This is a genomic window from Ruminococcus sp. 210702-SL.1.03 (genome assembly GCF_020559915.1).
Classification (GTDB): Bacteria; Bacillota; Clostridia; order Oscillospirales; family Ruminococcaceae; genus YE71.
The window spans coordinates 114299-136215 of record NZ_JAJCLZ010000005.1 but is presented as its reverse complement, the minus strand read 5'-3'; the positions used below and the strand labels follow the sequence as shown (position 1 = coordinate 136215).

General features: G+C 46.6%; 19 protein-coding genes and 1 pseudogene. 8 read left to right on the top strand and 12 right to left on the bottom strand.

Annotated features, from left to right (window positions below; translation table 11 throughout):
• From LI114_RS04735 to LI114_RS04710, 6 genes are all read left to right on the top strand, one after another.
• A partial coding sequence (locus tag LI114_RS04735) for a DDE-type integrase/transposase/recombinase (protein ID WP_227219668.1) occupies window positions 1-413 on the top strand: 413 nt, incomplete at its 5' end.
• 21 nt (window positions 414-434) lie between these two features.
• The gene (locus LI114_RS14280; RefSeq protein WP_227219667.1) at window positions 435-1139 is read left to right on the top strand and encodes a hypothetical protein; all 705 of its coding nucleotides are present in this window, start codon (window positions 435-437) and stop codon (window positions 1137-1139) included.
• 477 nt (window positions 1140-1616) lie between these two features.
• Window positions 1617-3836, top strand: coding sequence for a hypothetical protein (locus tag LI114_RS04725; protein WP_227219666.1), 2220 nt, complete (start codon window positions 1617-1619; stop codon window positions 3834-3836).
• A 104-nt stretch (window positions 3837-3940) separates the two neighbouring features.
• Window positions 3941-5275 (top strand): FRG domain-containing protein, encoded by a 1335-nt coding sequence (locus LI114_RS04720; RefSeq protein WP_227219665.1) that lies wholly within the window; start codon window positions 3941-3943, stop codon window positions 5273-5275.
• A gap of 8 nt (window positions 5276-5283) precedes the next feature.
• On the top strand, window positions 5284-5745 hold the full coding sequence (locus tag LI114_RS04715; RefSeq protein WP_227219664.1) for a hypothetical protein: 462 nt from the start codon (window positions 5284-5286) through the stop codon (window positions 5743-5745).
• Between the two features lie 672 nt (window positions 5746-6417).
• Complete coding sequence (locus tag LI114_RS04710) at window positions 6418-6912, top strand: DUF6329 domain-containing protein (protein WP_227219663.1); 495 nt, start codon at window positions 6418-6420, stop codon at window positions 6910-6912.
• 22 nt (window positions 6913-6934) lie between these two features.
• Here LI114_RS04710 and LI114_RS04705 read toward each other — a convergent pair.
• Window positions 6935-7412: pseudogene (locus LI114_RS04705) on the bottom strand (transposase); the annotation flags it as partial.
• 240 nt (window positions 7413-7652) lie between these two features.
• On the opposite strand from LI114_RS04705, the gene LI114_RS04700 reads away from it, so the two are divergent.
• A complete protein-coding gene (locus tag LI114_RS04700; protein WP_227219662.1) occupies window positions 7653-8978 on the top strand; it encodes an MATE family efflux transporter in 1326 nt (441 codons plus the stop codon).
• Between the two features lie 69 nt (window positions 8979-9047).
• On the opposite strand, the gene LI114_RS04695 is transcribed toward LI114_RS04700, so the two are convergent.
• From LI114_RS04695 to LI114_RS04670, 6 genes are all read right to left on the bottom strand, one after another.
• On the bottom strand, window positions 9048-9578 hold the full coding sequence (locus LI114_RS04695; RefSeq protein ID WP_227219661.1) for a 2-oxoacid:acceptor oxidoreductase family protein: 531 nt from the start codon (window positions 9576-9578) through the stop codon (window positions 9048-9050).
• Between the two features lies 1 nt (window position 9579).
• Window positions 9580-10338, bottom strand: a complete 759-nt coding sequence (locus LI114_RS04690; RefSeq protein ID WP_022127872.1) for a thiamine pyrophosphate-dependent enzyme — start codon at window positions 10336-10338, stop codon at window positions 9580-9582.
• Window position 10339: 1 nt separating this feature from the next.
• A complete protein-coding gene (locus LI114_RS04685) occupies window positions 10340-11419 on the bottom strand; it encodes a 3-methyl-2-oxobutanoate dehydrogenase subunit VorB (RefSeq protein ID WP_227219660.1) in 1080 nt (359 codons plus the stop codon).
• Window positions 11420-11422: 3 nt separating this feature from the next.
• Window positions 11423-11791, bottom strand: a complete 369-nt coding sequence (locus tag LI114_RS14355; RefSeq protein ID WP_413770897.1) for a 4Fe-4S binding protein — start codon at window positions 11789-11791, stop codon at window positions 11423-11425.
• Between the two features lie 25 nt (window positions 11792-11816).
• Window positions 11817-12482: a cobalamin biosynthesis protein CobQ gene (locus LI114_RS04675; protein WP_227219659.1), complete on the bottom strand. Its 666-nt coding sequence runs from the start codon at window positions 12480-12482 to the stop codon at window positions 11817-11819.
• A 158-nt stretch (window positions 12483-12640) separates the two neighbouring features.
• The gene (locus tag LI114_RS04670; protein ID WP_227219658.1) at window positions 12641-13084 is read right to left on the bottom strand and encodes a MarR family winged helix-turn-helix transcriptional regulator; all 444 of its coding nucleotides are present in this window, start codon (window positions 13082-13084) and stop codon (window positions 12641-12643) included.
• 468 nt (window positions 13085-13552) lie between these two features.
• On the opposite strand from LI114_RS04670, the gene LI114_RS04665 reads away from it, so the two are divergent.
• Window positions 13553-15079: a 4Fe-4S dicluster domain-containing protein gene (locus LI114_RS04665; protein WP_227219674.1), complete on the top strand. Its 1527-nt coding sequence runs from the start codon at window positions 13553-13555 to the stop codon at window positions 15077-15079.
• 104 nt (window positions 15080-15183) lie between these two features.
• On the opposite strand, the gene typA is transcribed toward LI114_RS04665, so the two are convergent.
• The 5 genes from typA to LI114_RS04640 all read right to left on the bottom strand — a co-directional run bounded on the left by typA (window position 15184) and on the right by LI114_RS04640 (window position 21915).
• Window positions 15184-17001, bottom strand: a complete 1818-nt coding sequence (typA, locus tag LI114_RS04660; protein ID WP_227219657.1) for a translational GTPase TypA — start codon at window positions 16999-17001, stop codon at window positions 15184-15186.
• 261 nt (window positions 17002-17262) lie between these two features.
• The gene (locus LI114_RS04655) at window positions 17263-18063 is read right to left on the bottom strand and encodes a zinc ribbon domain-containing protein (RefSeq protein WP_227219656.1); all 801 of its coding nucleotides are present in this window, start codon (window positions 18061-18063) and stop codon (window positions 17263-17265) included.
• 92 nt (window positions 18064-18155) lie between these two features.
• Window positions 18156-19292, bottom strand: coding sequence for a hypothetical protein (locus LI114_RS04650; protein WP_227219655.1), 1137 nt, complete (start codon window positions 19290-19292; stop codon window positions 18156-18158).
• 176 nt (window positions 19293-19468) lie between these two features.
• Window positions 19469-19993, bottom strand: a complete 525-nt coding sequence (gene yfcE / locus LI114_RS04645; RefSeq protein WP_227219654.1) for a phosphodiesterase — start codon at window positions 19991-19993, stop codon at window positions 19469-19471.
• Entirely contained in the window at window positions 19990-21915 is a 1926-nt protein-coding gene (locus LI114_RS04640; protein ID WP_227219653.1) for a PIN domain-containing protein, read from the bottom strand. Before LI114_RS04640 ends, yfcE begins: the two co-directional genes overlap by 4 nt.
• Window positions 21916-21917 lie beyond the last annotated feature (2 nt).

Sequence of the window (21917 nt, the reverse complement as noted above, 5' to 3'; positions counted from 1 at the left end):
CCATGGCAGATCATATGAGAGCCGAGCTCTGCTGTGAAACACTGAAAAATGCGAGCTTGCGGTATCCTGATATTTGTGGAGCCATTGTGCATTCCGACCGCGGCAGCCAGTATACCAGTGCTGCGTACAGAACTGCTATTCAAAAATATGGCATTGTGCAGAGCATGAACAGTGCCGGAGGAAGATGCCACGATAATGCGAGATGTGAAAGCATATGGGCAAGAATGAAGGAGGAGTTGTTTTATAACAGAGGCAGAAAAACTGAAAATTATACGACCGAAGCATTAAAAACGATGGTCTGGCGATATTTCATGAGCTACTGGAGCAACCGCCGGATCTGCTCAGCGATCGGCGGGCTTCCTCCCGCTGTAAAACGGCATAGGTACTATTCGGCTATGACTATCGCTGCTTAACTTCAAATCCTTGCGGTCAATGTGTCAAGTTTTATTGACAAAATCATAGCTTATCTGACAGCTGACATAGAGGACGCAGTTAAGAAAGGATTCTTGAGTTATAATCAGCTTCTTGAAGAGTTAAGAAGTGAGAAATACATAAGTAAATGCGCCGATGAAGATGAGAGAAAAAATTATACCAATATGATCGGTTTGCTTGAAACAAAGTACCAGAATGCAAAAGCTAAGAAAATAGCAGATCCCGAGCTTAATGCTGTTCAGAACTGGGTTATAAGCATACAGGGAAATCTTATATACTGTGCTTCATATGGGTTTACAAGAAATTATAAAAGTATAATGGACGGCACATTCACTAAAGAGGTACTTGCTGTATCCTATGGAAATGCTCTGTCAAAGGCTTTAGGAGATATAGCATACGAGTATGTTTTCCGTTCTAAGCCGATACTTAAAATGGAGATCTCAGCGGGAAAAATAATCAACTTCCTGCTCGACAATTTCATTCCTGCGGCAGTTCATTATGATACTGGGACAAAGCCTTCACCTATGGAGGACAGGCTGATGTGTATGATCTCCGAGAACTATCGTCAGATTTACACGATATATTCTGATGGTAAGAGCGATAAAGAAAAGCTGTATCTCAGACTGCTTCTGGTAACTGATTTCGTCTGCGGCATGACTGATAGTTATGCTAAAAGGCTTTATCAGGAGTTGAGTGGGATTGAGTGATTGTATAATTTTTGAGAGATTTTCAAGGAATGATGATTGTATATTATCCTTAATTAGTGAGTCCTAAATCCACAAAGTTTCCTAAAAAAGCCGATTAGCCAAAAGCAGTCTGTATATAAGAAATGTTTTGCAATCAGCATAAAACATTCAATGATGGTACAAATTTTTCAATGTTTCATTTGTAATATGCTATATTGACATATTACGCTTTTACATATTCTTTGTGATGATTATACGTAATTATGCCAAGCTTTAAGATTAGTGAATAGATGTTAATTTTTTGCTTGTAAAAGTATATAATCATAAAACTTAATTTATATTTAATCAAATAATACAAACATCTCACAAAAAATGAGTGCTTGAAGATAATCATAATAGTATTAATTAGATAAAAATATTTACATGTATACACAAATGTTTTATTTATTGCTAATAATATATAATTAATTCCAAAAAGATAAAGGCGGTGTGTTATAAGTGAATTTGTTGATTACACTTTATTCTGATCACTATCAGGACGGAAATGAAAATCGAGATGTATTTAAAGACATAACATGGTCTCCGTATGATAGAATTACTTTTAAAACAGTTGAATCCTTTGAACATTTATGTTCAGATAATTATTCTACCAATTCTTCGGGTTTAAATGGAATTGATTCTGGCTATGAGAATGGTAATCCTACAAAGTGGAATGGAATAAAACAGTGTATGCATCTTATTGAAGAAGAAAATGATCACTCAAATTATGAATGGAAGATTAGTCCAAACAAAGCAGAGTATATTTTTGATACTGAAACAAAAAAATATAATCTTCTCTGTATTTATGCAATGAGATTTTCTGAAATAATACAAAGATTAATTGATCACGAAAGAATGTTTAATAAAAAGGCTATTCGTAATAAAGTATATGAACTTATTAAACATGAATGTAATAATAAAAATACAATTGAATTTAAGCTTTTTAGATCTTTGGGACCTGAGGACATGGTGGTAGTTTTCCTTTCAGAACACCTTAAAGATATTATTTCTGTTGTGGATACAATTAATAAAACAACAATAATATTGCCTCAAAACATAGAGGAGAGTTACTGTAAGAATTCAAAGTTGTTTTCGACGGTGTGTGTATTTTCAGGTTTTAACAACCGAAAATATGATGCAAAAACCGATGTAGATATATTTGTACGTCTGAATCTTAAAGAAAACAATATACAGAGTTTTTTAACTGAATTTAACAATTATGTGGAACCTGGTTATACTTATAATTCAATTTTTTGTGGGGTTTCAACACTGCAATTAAATATTCCGGCAGGTAAAATTAGCTTTAAAGTTTTTCAAGAGCAAGGAATATTTAATGGTAGTTCACGATTTTATTCGGAGAATATATACAGTAGTCGAACATACTTTTCCATTCCAAACGAAGATCTAAAGACAGGAAATACTATAGATTTGTCATCTTTAAATGGATTATCCCTCTTGACAAAACATGGAATTGATTATAATTTAAGTTCTATAACATCACCAGTTGCTGATTTTCTCTTTGGAGAATACTGTAGATTACTTGAAGGACAACGAACAGTGCAGTGGAACAGTATTCTTAAATTCCAATACGAAGCAACAAAATCTTTTTCAAAATATTACTCTGGTGTAAATAAATTTACGGAATGTGATTTGTTGAACTATATGCAATCTGCACTTCATCTTATAAATCAAGCTTGCAGTTCTGTTTCAGAAATTCCAAATCACAATCACTTTTATGCAGGATCTTTTCACGATTTACTTAAAGCATATTATGGAATAATTGATATGCTTTTTGATATAGGCTATGGTCTTCCGCATGCCGAAAAAACAACTCAACATCCGATTACTTTTGCTATATGCCTTAATTCTACAGCATGTATTGAAAGCAAGATATTTACACGCACTGATATAAAAAATCGAATAGTAATATTCTTTTTGCCATATGACACTTTTTGGAATTATGCAGGAAACATTAAGGAACTTATTCATGAAGTATTTCATTATATTGCTCCTTATGATCGAGAAAAAAGAGCAAAAAGTATTGTAAATATACTATATACTAAAATCACAAAAGAACTTATTACAGAGATTGCAAGTAGATCAGCAAAATTTAAATATGATAAATTTTCACAGTATGTTACTAACTGGATAGATTTTTTGATCAAAAGGTTTGATGATAATGCTTTAAATTCGCTATGCAATAATTTGAAAGTCCATTTCCCAGAATTTTTTATTCTTTCAAATCCTGATTGGACAAATCGTTTTATAAATAATTCTCAAATTATTAATGTTATTTTGTTTATTGAAAATAAAGAAAAAAAAGATATTATTTTGTCTTTTGATAATACTATGGCTTATTTGGACAAAAGAAAAGATAAGAGCTTTGATTCTGCTAAAAATGTTTTTGATATACGAGTTGTGAATAATTGTCTAAAAGAACGTGAGTTATCTGATAATGAACAATCAATTATTGATGAGTATCTCAATGGTAAGAATATAAACAAAGGTATGATTGGACTTTTAAATCACTATACGCTTGCTGCAAAAGAAGCGTTTTGTGATATGTGGGCAATTAAGATAACTGGAATGAGCATTCCCGCATACATTGTTTTTTTAATAAAAACAATGACAAGATATTACGATAACTATATAATTAAGATATCATTTTCTAAAAAATAACTGGAGGTACCAATTTATATTTTTCGTCAACCATTATAAGAATAATTCTTTTAATTTACAAACATTTCAGCACTTTTAACACAGAAGACAATAGTGACATTCAATTGAAGGAGGTTTTTAAAGGACTGTATAGCGATAAAGACGAAACTGGTAAATTCATAAAAGAGTGTATTGATATAATTGCACAACAATATGTACAATTTGTGGATGTGCTTGGAAAACATGAAATTGACGCTTTGTGCGATATGGCGTTTTATATGGTTGAGGAAACTTTCTCAGAAATTGAAAAGTATGATTCCCAAAAAAGTGTTGAGATTCTGCGTAGAATTTCTGAAACAGATTTAAGTTGTAATATAAATATGGATAGTATAGATGAGCTTACTGGATTTATAGGAATGCAGAAATTACAACCGATCACTACGGTGTCATCATATACTGAAAATATCTTTTTGAAACACACACCCACAAATTGCCATATGTCATATAAACGTATTGTTACTTGTATAGGAGAATTAATGGAAACTATTCAATCCATTAACGATATTGTATTAGCAAACTCAAAAAACGAACGCAAATTGTGGTATAGAGGTGTATGTAGTGCAGAATTCAATCTACTTCCTAGTATTTTTAGGAATGGAGATAAAATGCTTTCAATTTATGTCAATCAAGCGAACATGATTAAAAATGCCTATTTTAATACAACCTTTGCTTCAGATGTATGGAATCTTCCGATTGAGCAAAAAACAGCATTCTTACAACATTATGGAATACCCACCAATCTATTGGATTTTTCCTTGGATCCCTTAGTTTCTCTATATTTTGCTGTTTTTCCCGATAGAATGGATGATAGAATGGGAGTGGATAGCGGTGTGTATCAGCCTGTTATATATGTATTCGACCCTATGGCGTATAGTCTAGCTATTCGTCGAATGACTGAAGGAAAAGCAGATTTGAGTATTCCCAATACAATTTCTTCTGTAACATTTGACATAAATAAAAATGAAGAAGAGAAAGAAAAGTACTTTGTTGGTGATATGTCATATAATTATTTGTATGAGCATAATAACAAATACAGCCAAGTTTATGTACCAGATGATCGTGGGGATCCGTATCCAGCTCCGATTGTTGTTCAGCAATCAAACCCTAGGATAGTAGCTCAAAGCGGAACGTTTGTAGCTTATTCATTACATGCAAAACCACAAACTTCAAATATAGACAATAGATATAATTATTTGGATTTATTAACAATTCAACGGCGTTATCTCGAATTTTTGAATAAATCTACAAACCAAACAGATAGGTTTATTTTTCCTATATATTTAAGTAAGGAATATATATCCGATATAAGAGCAAGTCTTAAGCATCTTAATATAAGTACAGGAAAATTCTACCCAGAGCTATCAAAGATATTTGGAGACGTAATGTCAGGTATGTCATGAAGTCTTCATTGATAGGCATAGAAATTGTTGTAAACGCTGATTTTTATAATTCACAATATTTTTTCTTGACAATTTTTTGTTTCTGTAGTATAATTAATGCTGTATTCATTGAAAGAATGTATTGTTCTAAAGAATTTTACAAGTATTTTCTGATTATACAGATATATTATTTTGCATATAATATAAATAGAGGTTTTATATGGGTTCTCTTTAAATTACCCATAAATATACAAAATAGGGAGTATGCGATTTTACTGCGCTCGTTTAATTTTATGATTATTTTTGAAGAAATCCCGACAGATTTAATTAAAGAAAAAGAAGTGAGAGGAGATTTAGAGTGTGATAACGAAAATACTAATACTGAATATTGTTTTAAAAACTCTTTGATTGATTTTAATGAGAGTAATGGTTATTTCGATGATGAGAAAACAATTTTTGCATATACTAAAAAGCGTCGTTTTTATATGTAAAGGTTAATTCGAAGTGATTTAAACCAAAAATTACTTTGTTTAAAATTTTCTATAAATTAATCAACTATGATAAAATCGATAGTTGGGAGCAGTTAATTTTTGAATCCGTTTCCATATAACGTTTTATTACAGTTTTTGTTTTTACGGAGAATTTTTCTCAGAACTACTAAGGTGAGTAAAATAAAGTGATTTTATTCAGTATATAATATACATTTACGTTTTCTATATCTATTGCTTAACTATACGTTTCTTAGTGGCAAATCTCTTGCTTTCCTATTCATCTATTTCATAGTCACATCACATATTGGTGATACCAAATGGATATTCACCTGAAAAAGCCCGTATTTACGGGCTTTTTTATGTTTAGAAAACGAAAAATTTCAATGTAAAACCGTGGATGCTTTTCACCGATTTTCACGAAAAAAATGGAGTCGAACCCTACACAACAAAAAATATCGAACATAACGGCAGACTTTGAGCGGATTCCGATCTGAGCCTGCCGATTTGTTCTGAAAAAATATTCACAAAGTTTTAAAGGCTGTTTTGTCTATTGTCACGAATTTAAGCGACGATGATAGAACAGCCTTTTTTTCATTTCTAAGGAAAGGTAGTGATACCAATGTGGCAGTTATACTATTAAAAAACAAAAACTATACGAACGGAGGAATGTAAATGAATGAGAAATTTGTGATCAATGCAAATCTGCTCCGCAAAGAGCCAGAGTTCGGTACAAGAGTTTGCGTGGTGGAAAAGGCAGAAGCAGTCACCCACGACAAATTTGAACGCCTGAAAAGGCATCCGATGCAGGATAATGAGCTGATCGCAGAAAACACAGACCTTATGTTCTGCGACGTAAATAATCAGTATCATTGCCTGCTCATATACGATGACGATCAGGACGACGGACTGCTGATCGAATCAGAGGGTGCACCATATGCACGATATGCTCCGTATATTCCAAATGCAAAACTGCTTTACGAAAATCATATGCAAAGGCATTTGCAGAAAATGAAATTTTACTGCCCTCTTGAGATCAGCAGATGGGACGATGATGAATACAATGCAAGGTCCTGCGAAAAATTCTCTGTAAATTCACCAACTGTGATAAAAAACGATGTTGTGGAGCGGCTTGAAAAACAGCCGCTCTTTTTTCACAGTATACAATAACTACCGTAATTTGTCAAGTTTCTTCAGCTATCTGCGGAAGGAGGCGGTCTGTGATGTCGGATACCATACAGTCGCTGACCTCAAAGCCGTATATATCCTCGATGGTATCGCTTATTTGGCGGGTCGTCATACCCTTTGCGTACAGAGAAATCATCTTCTTCTCAATGCCGGAGATGTCCTTTTGACGCTTTTTTACGACCTTTGGTTCAAATGTCCCGTCACGATCCTGCGGCACTTCGACCTCCGTTTCGCCCAAGTTTCCACGTATCTTCTTTGTTTTCTTACCATTGCGGTAATTGGAGTTATCTGAACGTTCGTATTCCTGGTACCCCAGATGCTCGTCCAGTTCAGCCTCAAGCATTTCCTGTATAGTGCCGCCCCATCAGATCCTTGAGAGCGTCCTCGATATCCTTCGCGGTCCTGGTATCATACTCCTCGATCAGCTCTGCAATGATATTCTTTTTACCCTCGCTCATTGGTTCTCTTTTTCTTCTTGCCATAAAATTTCAACCTCCTGTGGTATTTTTATTATATCGCAGTTGGCTGAGTTTTTACAGACTTTTTTTCGGAGGGTCGCCCGACAATACGATAATCGTTTCCGACGTTGAAGACTACATCGCCGATGAGAATTTGGATTTAGGCAGCTCCTCTAAACCGCGTAAGATAGGATTCTGACCCTTGCCAACACATAAAAAATGTGCTAAAATAAAATAGACACTAATTTTATTCGAGGCACATTTATGAAAAAAGACCTTACCCGCGGCAGTATCACTGCCGCACTTTGCTCGTTCGCTGCGCCGATGATCCTCGGCAACCTGCTACAGCAGGCTTATAACCTCGGCGATACCCTCGTCGTAGGGCGCTGTTTGGGCGATAACGCCCTCGCCGCCGTCGGCAGTACATATACGCTCACTACTTTCATATATTCCATAATCATAGGCCTGTGCATGGGCGCAGGCTCGCTCGTTTCTTATTACGGCGGCAAAAAAGATCCCCGCAAACTCGCCGATGTCATGAGCCTTTCACTGCTGATGATCGGCGCGACCGCTGTGATCATTGAGCTTGCTGCGCTTGCGTTCCGGCCGCAGATACTTCACCTGCTGAAAACGCCGACTGAGATAATGTCGCTAACGTCTGATTATGTGCGGATAATTCTCATCGGAATATGTTTCATATTTTTATATAATTACTATTCGTTCATGCTCCGCGGTCTGGGCGATTCGGTAACGCCGCTCGTTTTTCTCGGTATATCGTCCGCTGTGAATATATTGCTCGATATACTTTTTGTAGCAAAGTTTTCGATGGGCATAAAAGGCGCGGCGTGGGCGACCCTCATATCTCAGGCGCTCGCCGGCGCGGGATTGGTGGTGTTCTCGCTCGTCCGCGAAAACTCGCTGTGCCCGCAGTTCAGCCGCCGTCTGCTCTCGCGCTCGCTTTTCGGCGAGGTCACGCGTATGTCTTCCGCCGCCTGCGTGCAGCAGTCGGTCATGAATTTCGGCATTTTGATGATACAGGGGCTGGTCAACAGCTTCGGCACGTCCGTTATGGCGGCCTTCACCGTCGCTGTCAAGATCGACACCATCGCCTATATGCCCGCGCAGGAGTTCGGCAACGCTTTTTCGCTCTTCATTTCGCAGAATTTCGGCGCGCGCGAGGGCGGGCGTATCCGCCGCTGCGTTAAAAGCTCGATGGCGCTCACCGCAGGCTTCTGCGCCGCGATCTCCATCGCCGTCAACATCTTCGCAGCGCAGTTTATGCAGATCTTCTCGAAGGGCGGCGAGGTCGTGCAGATCGGCGTGCGCTACCTGCGGACAGAGGGCGCGTTTTACGTCGGTATAGGCGTGCTTTTCCTGCTTTACGGCTACTTCCGCGGGGTAAATCGCCCCGAAATGTCGCTGCTGCTGACCGTCATCTCGCTTGGTACGCGCGTTATTTTGGCATACGCAATCTCGCCCTCCGTCGGCGTTGTCGGCATATGGTGGTCTATCCCGATAGGCTGGCTTTTGGCAGATATTGTCGGCGCGGTGATAATGCGGCGCAGTCTGAAAACCCTCGGCGATACATGATTACACAAAAAAAGCGCAGACGCTCAAAAAAGTGTCTGCGCATTTTTTTATTTGAAATTGTTACGTTTGTTACGATTTTCTGCCCAGTGCGACCGCCTGCATATTGTAGGGGATGAGCCGCGCACGCTTCGGCGCAACGCACTTCTTCAGCGCGCGCTCTACCGTTTCGTCGCTGAAAAGCCCAGTTATCTCAAGCAGTTTGCCCAGCAATATCATGTTCGCGCCGCCGTAAAGCTCGTGCTTTTCCGCAAGGTCTGAGGCGGGCACGGCGTACATATCTGCGTCGCCGCGCTCTTCCACGCCGCTCATCATGCTGCTGTCGTAAAAAACTTTTCCGCCGCTCTTTACCGCGCCGATGAATTTTTCGTATGAAGGGCCGTTCATTGCGACGAGTATGTCGGGGTTCTGGATTATCGGCGAGCCGATGTCTTCGTCTGATATGCAGACCGAGCAGTTGGCGGTGCCGCCGCGCATCTCGGGGCCGTATGAGGGCAGCCATGTCAGCTTTTTGCCCTCCTCCATCGCGCAGTACGCCAGTACTTTTCCCGCGAAGAGTATGCCCTGTCCGCCGAAGCCCGCAAGAATTATCGAAATCTCCATCTCAGCGCGCCTCCTTTTCGCCCGCGGTGACGTCTTTGTAAACGCCGAGCGGGTAGTAGGGTATCATGTCGCTGCGCACGAATTCCATTGCCTCGGCAGGCGTAACGCCCCAGTTTGTCGGGCAGGTAGAGAGCACCTCTACTATCGAAAGTCCTCTGCCGTTCGCCTCGTTGTCGAAAGCCTTGCGAATGGCGTTCTTAGCCTCGCGAATGTGCGCGGGCGAATCTATGGCTACTCTCTGCGCCAGCGCTACGCCGTCCAGCGTGCTCATCAGCTCGCATATCTTTACAGGGTGGCCAGCTGTGTGCACATCTCTGCCGTACGGCGTGGTCTGCGTTACCTGACCCGGCAGGGTGGTGGGCGCCATCTGTCCGCCCGTCATGCCGTAGGTGGTGTTGTTTACGAATATTATCACGATGTTCTCGCCGCGCGTGCCGCTGTGTACGGTCTCAGCCGTGCCGATAGCCGCGAGGTCGCCGTCGCCCTGATATGTGAAAACGTGCAGGTTCGGGTTCGAGCGCTTTACGCCGGTCGCTACTGCGGGCGCTCTGCCGTGGGGCGCTTCCACCATATCGCAGCCGAAATAGTCATACGCCATTACAGCGCAGCCAACGGGGCATATGCCCACCGTTTCGCCCTCTATGCCCATCTCGTCGATCACTTCGGCGACCAGTCTGTGGATTATTCCGTGTCCGCAGCCGGGGCAGTAGTGGGTCGGCACGTCGAGCAGGGCGTGCGGTCTTTTGAATATTACCGACATTTTATATACCTCCGTTCAGTTCGCGCAGCTTTTCCAGTATCTCGCCCGGCGTAGGCACTACGCCGCCTGTTCTGCCGTAAAATTCTACCGGCTTCGAGCAGTTTATAGCCAGCTTTACGTCCTCTATCATCTGACCCATCGAAAGCTCGGTATCCAGCAGCACCTTTGCGCCCGCCGCAGCTTCTCTCAGCGCGTCCTTCGGGAATGGATAAAGGGTTATGGGGCGGAAAAGGCCCGCCTTTATGCCCTCTGCGCGCGCCTGCGCCACCGCCGATTTTGCAACTCGCGCCGCCGCCCCGTAGCCTACCACGAGTATCTCCGCGTCTTCGCACATATAGCTCTCGCTGCGCTGCTCGCGGCTCTCGATAATGGCGTATCGTTCGTATCTCTCGCGCACTATCTTTTCGAGCGTCGGCGCGTCGAGGTAAAGTGAATTTATGATGTGGTGGGCGCGCTTGTTCTTGTGGCCATTCGCCGCCCAGCCTGATTTGTCAGTGTGCGCAGGCTCTATCTCGTGAAAGCTTACAGGCTCCATCATCTGTCCTAGCAGACCGTCTGCAAGTATCATCGCGGGTATGCGGTACTCGTCGGCTTTGTCGAAAGCCAGCGCCGCTAAGTCCGCCATCTCCTGCACCGAGTTCGGCGCGAATACCAGTATGTTGAAATCGCCGTGACCCATAGCGTGCGTTGCCTGAAAATAGTCCGATTGCGAGGGCTGTATAGAGCCTAGTCCCGGGCCGCCGCGCTGTACGTTTATGATAACTGCCGGCAGGTCGCTGCCCGCCATGTACGATATTCCCTCAGATTTCAGCGATATTCCGGGGCTGGAGGAGGAAGTCATGGCTCTTACGCCCGAAGAAGCCGCGCCCAGCAGCATATTTACCGCCGCCAGCTCCGACTCAGCCTGTAAAAACACTCCGCCTCGCTTCGGCATCTGCTTAGCCATGTAGGCCGCAAGCTCGGTCTGTGGGGTTATGGGGTAACCGAAAAAGCATTTGCAGCCCGCGCGTATAGCCGCTTCGGCAAGCGCTTCGTTGCCCTTCATCAAATATTTTTCGCCGCTTTTAGTATTCTCAGCCATCTCTCACGCCTCCTTATCGGGCTTATCTATCTCTATGGCGCAGTCGGGGCAGATCAGTGCGCACATTGTGCAGCATACGCAAGCCTGCTGGTCGGTGCAGACGGCGGTAAAGCAGCCCCTCTTGTTCCTCTTTTCGGTCTGCATAGCCAGTATTTTCTTTGGGCAGACCGATATGCACAGACCGCAGCCCTTACAGCGGTCTTCGATAACTTTCATTTTCATCTCGAGTATTTGAACCTCCACATATATCCACACGCGCCCTGCGTGCTTCATTACGCAATTTGAGGGAAAAGCCTGCGCGCATTTCGCCGCCGCAAAGCTTATCCCCCACTTATTTATTATACTCTTTTTGCTGTTTTTATCAATAAACACTTTTTGATTTTTGGGTAAAAGTGCCTTATTCCCACACAGGTTTCACATACACCTCACATTTTAGCGGGCAGGGAAGCTTGTTCGCCAATGCGTCAAAAAGTTCGCTGCGCACCGCGGTGTATCTCAGCGGCAGACCCGCCTCGCGGCAGATGTCCTCGGCGTACTGCACCGAGCGCAGAAGCGTTTCCTCGTCGGTGAGCGCGCCGAGGTTAGAGTTGTTTACCACGCCCGTGTGTTTCAGCCGCGCCGCTTGCTCTATCTCGTACATCAGCTCAAGCGCTTCCTGCGGGCTTTCGGTGAGTTTGCGGCAGCGGTTGACTACATAAAGCATCTCCAGCCCCTGCGCGCCGCCCAGCACGTCGGCGTACCGCCCAAGAGCGATAGCCCCCTGCTCGTCGCCTCCTACGTCAAGTATCAGCAGGTCGCTCTGCGCCGCTTCGCCCGCCATGTCGAACCCCAGCGCGGGAATATCCAGCGAGGTGTTCGCAAAAAGCGGCGTTATGAGCTTTATTCCGTGTCGCTCAAAAAGCTCGGCGTGGTCGGCGGTGCGGAAATATGGGTTCACTATGTCGAGGTCGCAGACAGTTATCCGCGCCTGCGGCTGTTCCAGCGCGAGCGCAAGCGCCAGATTTATCGAAAAATTGGTCTTGCCCGCGCCGTAGTGTCCTGTTATAACTATAACTTTTCCCATTTATATCATCTCCTGTAAATTTCGCATCTAAAATAGTGACTATATATAATAGTATACCCCGCCCGCGCCGCGCAGTCAATTACCGTATTTTGAAATTTGTCCATAAAAAAACGGCGCACCTTTGTACGCCGCTTTTCTGCAACTAAGAGGTATGTAATTTAGAAATTCACGTCTTTAAAATACGCCGCTATCTCCGCCATGTCCTGCTTGAGGTCGTTGGCGGCTTCCGCAGGCAGGTTGTAAAGCTCGCCCGCGATGATCTCTTTTGTCAGCAGCATTATGTCGTCCAGATACGCGCGCGCCTCGTCGGTCAGCGATATGTTTATCACGCGGCGGTTGATCTTGTTTTTTTCGCGCAGTACCATTCCGCTTTCCACAAGCTGGGTTATGGCGCGGGTAGCCAGCTCGTTGCTGGTGCTGATGCTTCGCGCCAATCCGCTCATGCTAAAAGTTTCCTTTTTAAGCATGGTGAGCAGTATTATCTGCTGGGTGCGTGTGAGCTTCTTCGCGTGGCTGTCGAAAGCCTTAAAGATAGCTGCTCTGAATATGGGGTAAACGCTTATGAGCGAGGCGGTAAAGTCTGTAAAAGCTGTATCATTCATGTGGATCTTCTCCTCTCGTTAAATTGGTTCAAATATTAGTATATTACTCAGACATATAAATCTTTTGTTAATTCATAAGATTTATTTGCACAAGATTATTTTCTTAATAATTATTATACCACATTTTCTCTATTTGTCAAGCTTTTTTCGGGTAGGAAAAAGGCCATTTCGAGTAATTCGTGATCAACGATATTAAAATAATGTAAATTCAAAGAACATTTATACGATTTGTTCAAAAAAATGCCTGAGATTTATCACATTTTGACAGCGAATTTACATGACTTTACGCCGTTTTTACGCGCAGATTTGGCTGTATCGCCTATATAAATTCGTATATAATCACTTGACTTAACGAAAAAAATAGTATACAATAAATATGGATAACTGCGCCCATTCGCACATTTTACCCATAATACGGCGCGCAAGATATACAGAAATAAAACGGAATAGGAGAATGTTGGTATGAAAATGAGAGGAATCTACTCTTCGGTAACTGATATACGCCGCAAGGTGTTTACCGAAGTGGCACGTCTGGCTTACGAGGGCGGCGATTATTCGGCGAAGATCGGCGACCTGCCTTACAAGATCGTGCCCGGCAGCGAGGCGGTCTACCGCGAGTCGATATTTCTTGAGCGCGCGATAGTTGAAGAGCGTCTGCGCTTGGCGATCGGTCTGCCGCTGCGCCCCATCGACGAGCACAAGTCGGTTTCTGAGGGCATTGAGGAAACGGCTATCGCTGAAAAATACTACGATCCGCCGCTGGTAAATATCATCAAGTTTGCCTGCAACGCTTGTCCCGAAGCCCACTACCACGTTACCGACTGCTGCCAGGGCTGCCTTGCTCACCCTTGTAAGGAAGTCTGTCCCAAGAAAGCTATCGAGATAATTCACGGCAAATCTGTAATAGATCAGTCGAAGTGCATAAAGTGCGGACGCTGCGCGGGAGTCTGTCCCTACGGCGCTATCAATAAAATGGAGCGCCCCTGCGCCGCCGCCTGCGGTATGGACGCTATCAAGTCCGACGAGCAGGGCAGAGCGGAGATCGACCACGATAAGTGCGTTTCCTGCGGTATGTGCCTTGTAAACTGTCCCTTCGGCGCGATAGTCGATAAGGGTCAGATCTTCCAGCTTATCCACGCTATGAAGACGGGCAAGAAGGTCATCGCAATAGTCGCTCCCGCTTTTGTAGGTCAGTTCGGCCCTAAGGCTTCGCCCGAAAAGCTCACCGCCGCTATGAAAAAGCTCGGCTTCGACAGCGTAGTAGAAGTAGCTATCGGCGCTGACCTCTGCGCTATCGAAGAGGCTAAGGACTTCATGCGCGATGTGCCCGAGAACCAGCCGTTTATGGCGACATCCTGCTGCCCCGCATGGTCGGTAATGGCGAAAAAGCTTTTCCCCGACATCGCGCAGAATATCTCTATGGCTATGACGCCGATGGTGCTTACCGCGAGAATGGTGAAGAAGGAAAATCCCGACGCTTACATAGCTTTCATCGGCCCTTGCGCCGCTAAGAAGCTTGAGGCTTCGCGCCGCTCTATCCGCAGCGATGTTGACTTCGTACTGACTTTTGAAGAGCTGATGGGTATGTTTGAGGCTAAGGACGTTAAGTTCGAGGACATCACCGACGATGAAAAGGTAGAGCTGAACGAGGGCACGGGCGACGGCAGAATTTTCGCTGTTTCCGGCGGCGTTGCCAAGGCGGTATCAGACGTTATCAAGAAGCTCGACCCCGAGCGCGAGATAAAGGTAGAGTCGGCGCAGGGTCTGCGCGACTGCCGTAAGCTGCTCACTCTGGCTAAGGCGGGCAAGTACAATGGCTACCTGCTCGAGGGCATGGCTTGTCCCGGCGGCTGCGTTGCCGGCGCGGGCACACTTCAGGCTGTTGAAAAGTCTACGATACTGGTAAACAAGTACGCTAAGGACGCTGACAAGCAAAACGCGCTCGAAACTGAGCACGAGATCACCCTCAGCTTCAACAAGCCCGCAGAGGAATAATCGCATACATCTGTTAATAACAAACGCCGCAGGGTACGAAGCTCTGCGGCGTTTTTGCATATGCACAAAAAAACGGCGGGTATCTCACCGCCGTTAGAAAGTTCTTACATTTTTGCGCGCTCTTTTGCTCTCAGCGAATTGCTCAGAGTTCTCTTGCGAATCCTCATGCTCTTCGGGGTAACTTCGAGCAGCTCGTCGTCCGCGAGGAATTCAAGGCAGTCCTCAAGGCTGAGATTTCTCGGCGGGATAAGTCTTAAAGCATCGTCGCTTCCGCTTGCACGGGTGTTGGTAAGGTGCTTTTTCTTGCAGACATTTACCACGAGGTCGTCCGACTTCGGCGAAGCGCCTACTACCATGCCCTCGTAAACAGGCGTGCCCGCGCCGATGAACAGCTCGCCGCGCTCCTGAGCGTTGTACAGACCGTAGGTAATAGCCTCGCCCGTTTCAAAAGCTACCAGCGAACCGGTAGAGCGGCGCGCGATGTCGCCCTTGTGCGGCTGATACTCGTAGAATACCGAGCTCATGATGCCCTCGCCCTTGGTATCGGTGAGGAATTCGCTTCTGTAACCGAAAAGTCCGCGGCTGGGGATGAGAAATTCTATTCTCATGCGGCTGCCGACAGGGGTCATCTGCGAAAGCTCGCCCTTGCGCGAACCCAGCTTTTCCATTACCGAGCCTACGCAGCCCTCGGGAACGTCAATAACAAGGCGCTCGATAGGCTCGCAAAGCTTGCCGTTTACTTCTTTATAAAGCACGCGGGGGGTGGAAACTGCCAGCTCGTAGCCCTCGCGGCGCATATTTTCGATCAGTATCGAAAGGTGCATCTCACCTCTGCCCGCTACGCGGAAGCTGTCGGTAGAGTCGGTCTCGGAAACTCTCAGCGAAACGTCTTTCAGCAGCTCTTTGAAAAGTCTGTCGCGAAGCTGGCGTGAGGTCACGAACTTGCCCTCTCTGCCCGCGAAAGGCGAATCGTTTACCGAGAATGTCATTTCTACAGTAGGCTCAGAGATCTTTACGAAAGGCAGCGGCTCGAAGTGGCCGAAGGAGCAGATGGTGTCGCCGATGGTGATGTTCTCCAAACCGCTTATGCAGACGATGTCGCCCGCGCTCGCGCTCTCGCAAGGCACGCGGTTTAGTCCCTCGATCTGGTAAATGGTCACGATCTTGCCGCGGTACTCCTTTTTAGTCTGGTGGAAGTCGCCGACGGTAACGTCCTGATTTACCTTGATAGTGCCGCGCTCTACGCGTCCTACCGCAATTCTGCCGACGTAGTCGTTGTAGTCGATAGCAGATACCAAATACTGCATCTCGCCCTCGTCGTCAACTACCGGCGCGGGAATGTAGGTGAGTATCTCGTCCAGCAGGGGGATAAGGTTCTCGCCCGGCACGTTGGGCTTGTAGGAAGCCGTACCATCTCTGCCCGAGCAGTAAAGAATTGGGCTGTCGAGCTGTTCATCGGTAGCGTCGAGATCCATCAGCAGCTCGAGAACTTCGTCGCCGACCTCGTTAAGGCGCGCGTCGGGACGGTCGATCTTGTTTATTACTACGATTATCTTGTGGCCCAGCTCAAGCGCTTTCTGAAGCACGAATCTGGTCTGCGGCATAGGACCTTCGGCAGCGTCTACCAGAAGGATAACGCCATTTACCATCTTCAGCACGCGCTCTACCTCGCCGCCGAAATCGGCGTGGCCTGGGGTGTCGATTATGTTTATCTTAACGTCTTTGTACTTTATCGAGGTGTTTTTTGCCAGTATGGTTATTCCTCTTTCGCGCTCGATGTCGTTAGAGTCCATTACTCGCTCTTCTACCGCTTGATTTTCTCTGAAAGTGCCTGACTGCTTTAGCATTTCGTCTACCAGAGTAGTCTTGCCGTGGTCAACGTGTGCGATTATCGCAACGTTTCTAAGGTCTTCTCTTACCATTTCTTTACTCTTCCTTTCGCTTTTATCATATTTACCGTTCCGAATATTTAAGTTTGTTTAACGTTTTTTACAATCTCTCAAAATAATATTATACCACATTTTTCGCGGGATTTCAATTACTTTCGCTCAACAAATTGCAGCGTTTGGCGCATTAACATTTGTATATTATAACGAACAAACGCAAAAAAATTCCCGATTGATAAACATTTTGTTTACATCAAACGGGAATTTTTCGGTATATTCGCTTTGTTAATCTCTGGATCATTCCGGCAGCGGCGGGTACTCGGTATCCGTCGGCTCGGGGTCAGTCTGCGGCGGCTCGGTCTCGGTCGGCGCAGGCGTTGTGGTCGTTTCTGGCTCGGTAGTCGTGGTGGTCGTTGTCTCGGGCGCAGGCGTTGTGGTGGTCTGCGGAGGTATGTACTCGTCGGGCAGCGTTGCGTCAGCCTTTGAGGAAGAATCGTCCTCGCTGCTCTCGTCCTCGGAAGATGTATCCTCCTCGCTGCTTTCGTCAAGCTCAGAATCTTCGTCCTCGTCAGCCTCTGAGGAATCCAGCTCGGTCAGCGTGTCAAGCAGGGAAGAGCTTTCATCGCTCTTGCTTACGGGCGCACGCGTAGTCAGCGCTGCTCCCGAACCGTTTTTCTGACCGAAATCGTTGTCATTCTTTGTAATGAAAAGCAGCACTATAACGATTATCAGCAGCGCAAAGATCGCGGAGAGTACTATTATAACTATCTTGCGGTAGCGCGCGTCGGCGGAAAGCGGCTCTTTTATGCCGTCGTCTTCGGCTTCCTCGTCGTAGTTCGCTTCGGGCTGTTCGTCCTCATGATCGTTGTACTCATCATAATTATCGTATTCGCCGTAATCACTGTAATCGCCCTCGGCATACTCCTGATCTGCGGGCTGCTCGGGTGCATATTCGTGCTGTTCGGGCTGGGGCTGGCGGTTCACATTGCCGTAGCCGAAGCCTGCTCCCGTGTTGAAAAACATTGTGCCGCAGTGCTTGCAGGTTATAGCGTCTTCAGGTATCACTCTGCCGCAGTTCGGACAAGTTTTAGTCTGCATCTGTATTCCTCCAAAGTTTTTAATTTACCATAGGCAATACCGCAAGGCGCCTGCCGCACGATATTGCCTATTCGGATAATATTCTGTCAGTATCAGCCTATCTGAGAGATTGCGCCGGTAACGAGGTCTACTCTGTAAGTGTGGGTAACGCCGTCAGCGTCGGTGCCGTAGAAGTTCATCTCTACGCCGTCAGTACCGTAAGCGTAGCCGCCGTCGGTAAGACCGTTGCTCGAAGCGTAGCTCTGCCAAATAGCGGTAGCTTCGTTCCAGCTGTAATATCCGCCCTCTGGACCTGCCAGCGAGCTGTTGTCGTCAGCAGCGGAGGAGCTGTCGGCTGCGGAAGAGTCTGCCGAAGAATCAGCAGCGCTGTCCGCCGCGGAGCTGTCTGCCATAGAGTCAGCCGCCGAGTTGATGGCAGAGTCGGTAACGGGGTCTGCGGCAAGGCTGTCGGCGATGTCGGTCGGGTTTTCCGAAGCGGTATCGTCAGTTACCTGCGGCACATATTCCGTAGTTACGGGCTCGGTCGCGGTCGCGGTGTCGGTGTTTCCCTGAGTAACAGTAACGTGCGCGGCGTTCGAGCTGCTGTCGTCTGAGCCGAAGCCGAAAAGCTTGTAGCCCACCGCTACTGCCGCGATGATTATAATAAGTATTCCCAGCGTGATTATAGCTGTGATGAGGAAAGTTCTCTTGGGGTCGTATTCGTCGAGCGTAGCGTTTTCGGGCTGCGCAGGCTCGTATTCCTCGGGCTGATATTCCTCTTCGGGGTACTCGCCTTCAGCGTATTCGCCCTCGGGGTACTCTTCCTCGGCATACTCGCCGTCAGCGTACTCTTCCTCGGCATATTCGCCTTCTTCGCTGCCGTCGCCGTATTCGTCGTCGTATGTATAAGCTTCGCCCTCGTCGTCGGCGTCCTCGTTGTAAACGGTATCATCGTAAACTTCTTCGGGGCTTTCGGCCTGCTCTTCGTAAGCTTCCTCGAGGTTCTGCTCAGCCTCGGCGACTATCTCGTCGGGGTCGGCGCTTTCGGCCTTAGCCTGCTCCATAGCCTTTTTCAGCTCTTCCTTAGAGTAAACTATGGTGTTTTCCTCCTCTGCGGGCTGTTCGGGCTCTTCATACTGCGGCTCTATATCTTTACCGTTTTCGTCGATAAGCAGGTTGTGACAGAATTTGCAAAGTATCGCCTCTTCTGAGATCTCCTTACCGCAAAACGGACAAGTTCTGGTTTTCAAAACTATCAAATCCTTCCTTTTTCATTTCCTAAAAATGGATACCTCTGTTTCTGCTCAGGGTATACCTTGTCTAATTATAATCATACCACACTTTTTCTGAAATTGCAACCGTATTTCCGAAAAATCATCAAATTAACACGAAAAAAACATTCTCAAAAGATTTTTTTGGCAATGCTTCACAGCACCGCTTCTTCAAAATCTCCGCCCGCCCAGATAAGGCAGCGGTGTGCCGAGCCTTTTTTCGGTATGGAAACCGAGCCGGGGTTTATGCAGCGTATGCTTTTCTCGCCCTGCTGTTTGGTTTGGTCGTCGGGTATATGTGTGTGGCCGTAAAGGAAGATAGTGCCGTCCGCCAGCGGGGGCAGCTTGTCGGGGTCGTATATATGTCCGTGTGTCGCAAAAAGCGTCTTGCCGTGGTCGCAGATGACCGCGCTCTCGCTCATCACGGGAAAGTTCAGCACCATTTGGTCTACCTCGGCTTCGCAGTTTCCGCGAACGCATATCAGCTTGTCTGCGAGGGGGTTGAGCATTGCTATCACCTTTTTCGGCTCGTAGCCCTGCGGCAGGTCGTTGCGCGGGCCGTGGTAAAGTATGTCGCCCAGCAGTATCAGCTTATCAGCGCCGCTCTTTTCAAAAGCCGCGAGCAGTTTCTCGCACCAGTATGCCGAACCGTGTATGTCCGAAGCTATCATGTATTTCATTTCGCCGCGCTCCTTTCAGCCGCGAGCTTTTCGCAGCCTTCCTTTATCTCATTATATATCACTAGTCCGCGCTTTTTCTTGAATTTTTTCACCATGCCGATGTAGAGGTCGTGCTTGCTTCTTGAGGCGAGGGCTACCTCTACCGCCGCGGCGGTCTCCTCGGCGTTTGATTTTCCCTTGAGCGCCGCGCGCACGCCATCTTCCAGCTTAGCCGCATATTCGGGGGATAATTCCTCGGGCTGTTCGGCAGGCTCAGCCTTTTTCTTCTCAGCCTTTTTCGGCTTTACAGATTTTTCTGATTTAGTCTTTCCCGCTGCGCTGCGCTTTTTGGCAGGCTTCTGCTCCTTAGCTTTCTGTTCGGGCTGTTCCGTCTTTTCGGGGGCTTTTTCCGCGGCGATCTCCGCAGGCTCTTCCTGCTTCGGCGATTCGTCAACGGCTGCGGCAACAGCGTTCACTGCCGCCGCTTCGCCCATGAAATCCATGAAGTCTGACTCTACTATCTCGTAAAGTTCGCTGCCGCGTTCCGCACCGAAGCGCTGGGTCATATTCGCCGCAAGCTCCTGCGAATCTGCCGAGCGGTTTATCAGCGATACCACGCCCGAAAATTCGTCGTTCGAGGCTATCGGGTCGAGCAGGGTGTGCAGTTTTTTCTTCATGGTATTGTCCGCCTTTTTCGGCTCGGCGGGCGCAGGTTCTTCCGCGGCAGGCTCTATAAAGCGCTTGAACTCAGCCTTTATCGCCTTGTAGAGCACACAGCCACGCTTTTTGTTGAAGCGCTTTATCATGTTGATGTACAGCTGCTGCGGGGTGGCGGAGATGTTTATCTGCGCTACCGTGCCCGAAAATTCATCTTTCGTCGCGATGGGGTCTAGCAGGGCGTGCAGCTTTTTCTTCATATCTGCGTCTACCTTTTTCGGCTCGGCGGCGTTTTCGGCGTTCTCGGCATCATCGGCAGTTTCAGCTTCCTGCTCCTGCGCGCTAAGTTCAGCCAGCCGCGCTTTTATCCTGTCGTAATTGTCGGTCAGCTCGGAAGCGATGTACTCGCCGTCCTCGCAGCCCATCGCCGCTACCAGAACTTTGCGCAGGTCGCGCAGGCATATCGAGCGGTTCAGCTCATTGAGTACATTGCGCAGTCTGCCCTCTTCCAGCTTGAAAAGGCTGAGCGGCAGCTCTTCGCCTTCGGCGGCGCGCGCTATATCCATGTACTTCGCGAACTGCGCGTCGGTGATGTCGGCGGGGCGGGCTGCGGGCTCGCTCGGTTCGCTAGGTTCGCTCGGCGCAGATGTTTCGGGAATATATGCGTTTGTGGTTATCTCTATCCTGCGCTCATGCGCGGGCTTGCTCGAGCTCGCTTTCTCCTTGTCGGGGCGAAAAGCCTGTATCATCGCCTCGGGCACCATTATCTCCATATCCGCCTTTTTCGCGGGCTTTTCCTCGGGGACATACGTCTTCTCGGGCAGTGCGACTGTTTCGGCGATAAGCTCTTCCGCCTGCTCCGCTATGTCGCCCAGCTCGATGGAAGCCGCCTTGTGCGACTTTGCGTAATTGAGCGCCGCCACGATGTTCTGCGTTCTGAATACCACGCAGGGCGGTGCGTCATTGAAAGTGTTCTCCCAAAAATCATGCAGCTTGTCGAAGCCCTTATCGTTGCTGATAATGAAAATGTGCGAGTTGTTCTGCTGCGCCACCATGTATCCCAGCAGGGTAGAGAGCTGGAAATCAAGGGCGTTTTTGCCGCCGACGTTCACCTTCATATACTCCACGCTCGCCGCCGCGCGCATAACGCTGCAGTGCATCTCAAAGCTTATGGTGTCGGAGTTTTCGCTGTAAAATATAACTACATGGTCGTCGCTGCCCAGCTGGTCTATGCCCACCAGCCCCTTTGATTTTACGTTCTCAAAATCTACAAGAAATGATCTCATAC

What these genes read in the sequence shown, in the direction of transcription:
- LI114_RS04710 (WP_227219663.1), top strand. Translation starts at nt 6,418, where the DNA reads ATGAATGAGAAATTTGTGATCAATGCAAATCTGCTCCGCAAAGAGCCA.
- LI114_RS04700 (WP_227219662.1), top strand. Translation starts at nt 7,653, where the DNA reads ATGAAAAAAGACCTTACCCGCGGCAGTATCACTGCCGCACTTTGCTCG.
- LI114_RS04695 (WP_227219661.1), bottom strand. Translation starts at nt 9,578, where the DNA reads ATGGAGATTTCGATAATTCTTGCGGGCTTCGGCGGACAGGGCATACTC.
- LI114_RS04690 (WP_022127872.1), bottom strand. Translation starts at nt 10,338, where the DNA reads ATGTCGGTAATATTCAAAAGACCGCACGCCCTGCTCGACGTGCCGACC.
- LI114_RS04685 (WP_227219660.1), bottom strand. Translation starts at nt 11,419, where the DNA reads ATGGCTGAGAATACTAAAAGCGGCGAAAAATATTTGATGAAGGGCAAC.
- LI114_RS04675 (WP_227219659.1), bottom strand. Translation starts at nt 12,482, where the DNA reads ATGGGAAAAGTTATAGTTATAACAGGACACTACGGCGCGGGCAAGACC.
- LI114_RS04670 (WP_227219658.1), bottom strand. Translation starts at nt 13,084, where the DNA reads ATGAATGATACAGCTTTTACAGACTTTACCGCCTCGCTCATAAGCGTT.
- LI114_RS04665 (WP_227219674.1), top strand. Translation starts at nt 13,553, where the DNA reads ATGAGAGGAATCTACTCTTCGGTAACTGATATACGCCGCAAGGTGTTT.
- typA (WP_227219657.1), bottom strand. Translation starts at nt 17,001, where the DNA reads ATGGTAAGAGAAGACCTTAGAAACGTTGCGATAATCGCACACGTTGAC.
- LI114_RS04655 (WP_227219656.1), bottom strand. Translation starts at nt 18,063, where the DNA reads ATGCAGACTAAAACTTGTCCGAACTGCGGCAGAGTGATACCTGAAGAC.
- yfcE (WP_227219654.1), bottom strand. Translation starts at nt 19,993, where the DNA reads ATGAAATACATGATAGCTTCGGACATACACGGTTCGGCATACTGGTGC.
- LI114_RS04640 (WP_227219653.1), bottom strand. Translation starts at nt 21,915, where the DNA reads ATGAGATCATTTCTTGTAGATTTTGAGAACGTAAAATCAAAGGGGCTG.